Annotated in this window: 4 protein-coding genes; 3 read left to right on the forward strand and 1 reads right to left on the reverse strand. The window is 65.7% G+C overall.

The window, feature by feature from the left end:
* The first annotated feature begins 1,355 nt into the window (after positions 1 to 1,355).
* Positions 1,356 to 1,661 carry a transposase gene (locus ACIBB8_RS37550; RefSeq protein ID WP_398959862.1) on the forward strand — a complete coding sequence of 102 codons (306 nt, stop codon included), beginning with the start codon at positions 1,356 to 1,358 and terminating at the stop codon, positions 1,659 to 1,661.
* A gap of 17 nt (positions 1,662 to 1,678) precedes the next feature.
* Positions 1,679 to 2,569 carry an IS3 family transposase gene (locus tag ACIBB8_RS37555; protein WP_398959868.1) on the forward strand — a complete coding sequence of 297 codons (891 nt, stop codon included), beginning with the start codon at positions 1,679 to 1,681 and terminating at the stop codon, positions 2,567 to 2,569.
* Between the two features lie 30 nt (positions 2,570 to 2,599).
* Here ACIBB8_RS37555 and ACIBB8_RS37560 read toward each other — a convergent pair whose 3' ends face one another.
* On the reverse strand, positions 2,600 to 3,067 hold the full coding sequence (locus ACIBB8_RS37560) for a hypothetical protein (protein WP_398959864.1): 468 nt from the start codon (positions 3,065 to 3,067) through the stop codon (positions 2,600 to 2,602).
* 329 nt (positions 3,068 to 3,396) lie between these two features.
* On the opposite strand from ACIBB8_RS37560, the gene ACIBB8_RS37565 reads away from it, so the two are divergent.
* Positions 3,397 to 4,017: a LysE family translocator gene (locus tag ACIBB8_RS37565; RefSeq protein WP_398959866.1), complete on the forward strand. Its 621-nt coding sequence runs from the start codon at positions 3,397 to 3,399 to the stop codon at positions 4,015 to 4,017.
* Positions 4,018 to 4,283 lie beyond the last annotated feature (266 nt).

The following is a 4,283-nucleotide window of genomic DNA, read 5'->3' on the forward strand; positions in this document are numbered from 1 at the left end:
CACCGCCACAAAATGCCCCCCGCATGCCGGAAACCCCGGCCCGATTCCGACGGGCCGGGGTTTCCACGGGATACAGGCAACCGTGCCACCACCCGGTCACGGCCCTCGCCCCCCTCCCGCCACTGCCACCACCGGCAAAAGCCACCGCGGGAACAGCCTGCTGGACAAACGGGGCACCCTGGGCGGGCCCGGCCGCCGAGGCGTAGGTGATGCCAGTAGTAGCGAGAACCGCTGCGCCTACCGCGGCAGCGGCCACAGCCACGGTACGCGTGGTCATGTCACTTCTTCCTGTCTCAGAGAAGCCGTCGGCCAGGCAGCCGAGCTAAGACGAACGTACTGACAACCCCAAGAGCTGTCATATCGGAAATAACGCAAGTGCGCCCCCCAGGGCCGACCGGGTGTACGCACAGCACTTCCCACACACCCATCACGGACTGACAAAACATCAAAACACCCCGGAAACAGCACGCCTGACGCATCATTAAGCTTTCCAAGCGACCCACTGACACCCGGTCACCCTGACGGGGGCCGTCGGATCACGCGCGCCGGCAACCGCAATCAGTTCGTCGCCCCGAATGACTCCCATCGACGTCCCGGACGGTCCTGAATGACCATCATCGAGGGAAACAAGCCTCTCTGAATGCCCGTCATCGAAAACTGGGTTCCCCGTCCCGAATGGCCCTCTCATCGCGTCCGCCGCGCCCTGAATCTCCGTCACCGCGCCTGTGATCATCCCCTGGATGGACGACACCCCGCGCGTCCCCCTTCTCCTCAGTTCCTGATGACGTACGCCTGCCCCAAACCTTCCTCGAAGCATCTGATAAACGTCCCGCTGAAAAAGCGAAGTTGCATAGGTTGCGCACCGACCCGCCCGGGTGAACGGGCATAACTCACAGGGGGAAGCTGCGTGCGAAGAGCAACGTTGCGGTACGTCCTGACCGCGGCCACGGCCCGGCTCCTGTCACTGCGGCACCGGCCACTGCGGCCGACGCAACACAGGACTGCGCCGATGCGGCACCCGAAGCCGTCACAGCCGACCGGGTGCATCGATGAGAGGCGGCGTCGAGAAGGCGGGCAAGGCCGGGGGCGAGATCAGTGGCACCGCGGGGGTGAGTGCCCGTGTCGTTCCTGCTGGGGGTCAAGCTGGAAGACAGCGCCAAGGTGGCCGCGCAGGCGGGGATCACGGCGAGGCAGACCTGGACGCACGATATCCCCGCACATGAGTACGGTCACATGCGGCACGGGTCCTGGGGATGCAAAGAACCGAGTGAAGCGCAAGACCGGTCCTGAAGTTCCCCCTCTGAAGTGGACAGCCTGATACTGGGACGGATTGGTCCCGGAGGAAGCAGTCCAGGTTGAGTGGCAAGAGCAATATGAGCAAGCGGTACACCTCGGAGTTCAAGCGGGACGCGGTGGCACTGGTCCGGTCGTCAGGGCGGAATGTCACCGAGGTCGCCCGGGAACTCGGCGTGAGTCCGGAGGGTCTTCGCGGCTGGGTGAAGCAGGCGAAGACTGACCGCGGCGAGGGGGTACCCGGCGCGCTGACCACGGCGGAGAAGGAAGAGCTCCAGCGGCTGCGCAGGGAGAACCGGGAACAGCAGCAGACGATCGAGATCTTGAAAAAAGCAGCGGCCTTCTTCGCGAAGGAGACGATGAAGTAGGCACACTGTGCCGCTTCATCGACGCGGAGAAGGCAGCCGAGACCAACCCCGCCGGCTACAGCGTGGCTCTGCTGTGCCGTGTCACGGGGATCAACCGCTCCACCTACTACTCCTGGCTGGCGGCCCGGCCGGCAGCAGCCGAACGGCATTGGGTGGAAAACGAGTTGATAGAGGAGATCCGCGAGATCCACGCCTCCTCACGGGGTGCCTACGGCGCCCCGCGCGTGCACGCAGCGCTGCGGCGCAAGGGCCATGCGATCAACCGGAAGAAGGTCGAGCGGATCATGCGCGAGCGTGACATCCGCGGCGTCACCCGCCGCAGGCGCCGCCACCTGACGCAGCAGGACACCAAGGCCGCACCGGCCCCGGACCTGGTCGGCCGCGACTTCACCGCTACCCGGCCCGGAACGAAGCTCGTCGGCGATATCACCTACCTGCCGACGATCGAGGGCTGGTGGTATCTCGCGACCGTCATCGACCTGGCGACGCGCGAGGTGATCGGGTACGCGATGGCCGAACACCACCGCGCCGAGCTCGTCACCGACGCCCTGCGGATGGCCGCCGGCCGCGGCGGCCTTCAGAGCGGCTGCATCATGCACACCGACCGCGGAAGCGAATACACAAGCGGCGAATTCCGCCGCGAGATAAGGGAGTTGTGCCTGAGACAGAGCATGGGGCGAACCGGCATATGTTACGATAACGCCGCAGCCGAGAGTTTCTTCGGACTGCTGAAAGCGGAGATCGGCACCGCCGTCTGGGAGAGCCGCGAGGCGGCCCGCGCTGACATCTTCCGCTTCATCGAGGTCGAGTACAACCGCACCAGGCTCCGCAGACACCCCGAGTTCGGGTACCTCACCCCACTCGAAACCCGAGCCAGGCTGCAGCACGACTTCACCCCCGCAGCGTAAGTAACCGCTGTCCAACATCAGGGGGGAACTTCAGTCCCGGCCTTCGTGGCACGGTGAAGACTGGCTCAGGCACTGCGAAACTTCCTGCCGGGAAGGCCGGCCGGCGATGCCGGTCGACGCATTCATGACGCCGCGACCGCACCCCTTGCGGCGTAGCCTGGTTCTCTGTTGTATTTCCGTCTTGTCCGTTGTCCTTGCCGCCGGGTGCACGAGCGGCTCCGGCGAAGCAACTACCCGCCCGGGCCGTCGGCATGATGGCAGAGCCCTCCCTCCCCGGCGCCTTCCACGCGGTGCTTTCGCGGACACCCGACAGGTCAGCGACTCGGCGGTCATCTTCTGCGTGAGTTCGAAGCCGACCTTCACGGTCATGCTCAGACTGTGGTAATCGCTCACGGTCGACTTGAGGTTGAAGGAACCGGGAAAGGCACAGATCGCGCCTTCGGCGGCCTCCTCGTCCGCGCCGGGATACGACGCGAGGCCGGTGAGCTCTGCCGCCACGAAGCCCGCAAGAGGAGCCCGCCACCGCGACGACCGGGTTGCACGTATCCGGACTTGGCCGATCACCACAACCCCGCCCATGCACTCACCGGCCAAACTCGCCGCCTGGGACCCGATGCCCACAGTCCTCGGACCTTCGCCGGCCTCCACGCACCGGTCGGGCTCACGTCGCGCGACGACACGTGTCCGTAGGCCGGCACGTAACGCAAGCAGACCCGTGGCACCCGCTTGATACCCGCCCCCGCAGCCACCGCATCCGATAGTCTCGCCCCCCGTCCTCCAAGGGGGCCTATGGACACGATCGGCAGCGGGACTCCACGATGGGGCGCATGTTGAGCACTCTCTTCGCCTTTCTCGGCGCCTGCACCCTGATCGCGGCCTCGCCCGGCCCGAGCACGATGCTGATCATCCGACAGTCCCTGCGCAGCCGGCGCGCCGGTTTCCTCACTGTGCTGGGCAACGAGACTGGCGTCTTCATTTGGGGTGTCATTGCGGCACTCGGGCTCACCGCACTGCTCGCGGCCTCCCAGTTGGCGTACGACGTCATGCGGATCGCCGGTGCCGTGACTCTGGTCGGCTTCGGCATCAAGACGCTGCTGGACGCCCGTGGCGAGCAGGGAGAAGAGGAGAGCCAGGATGCACAGGCAGTGCACTCGGGCTGGGCTTCTTACCGCTCGGGCCTGCTGCTGAACCTCGCCAATCCCAAGGCCGCAGTGTTCGCGATGTCCTTCCTGCCACAGTTCGTGCCCGCAGGCGCCCCTCATCTGCCCACCATGATCGGCCTGGCGGCCATCTGGGCCGTCTTCGAGGTCGGCTACTACGGACTATATGTATGGTTCGTCGGCCGAATGAAGAAGATCATCTCCCGAGCCAAGGTACGCCAGCGCCTCGAACGGGTCTCCGGCACTGTGCTGGTCCTTCTTGGTGTTCGGATGGCTATCGAGAGCTGATGACGGCTGACGCCGTGGTCAAGTCTGACCAGACCGCCGAGGCGTAACGTGCTCAACCGTTCTTCCTGCCACTACCTACTGGCGGAGGCTCTAAGATGGCAAAGCCGATGTACAGGGCACGGGGTACCCGCCGCGCACCCGTACCACCGCCCCGAACAGGCACCCGCCCACAGGCGCCCTCATGCCGGAAACCCCGGCCCGATTCCGACGGGCCGGGGTTTCCTTGTGACGCAAGCGGCTCTGTCAGTACTCGCCCTCGTCGCCCT

Source organism: Streptomyces sp. NPDC051286, from assembly GCF_044455345.1.
Lineage (GTDB): Bacteria > Actinomycetota > Actinomycetes > Streptomycetales > Streptomycetaceae > Streptomyces.

Coding starts and splice junctions, on each gene's coding strand:
- ACIBB8_RS37565 (WP_398959866.1), top strand. CDS start 3,397: ATGTTGAGCACTCTCTTCGCCTTTCTCGGCGCCTGCACCCTGATCGCG.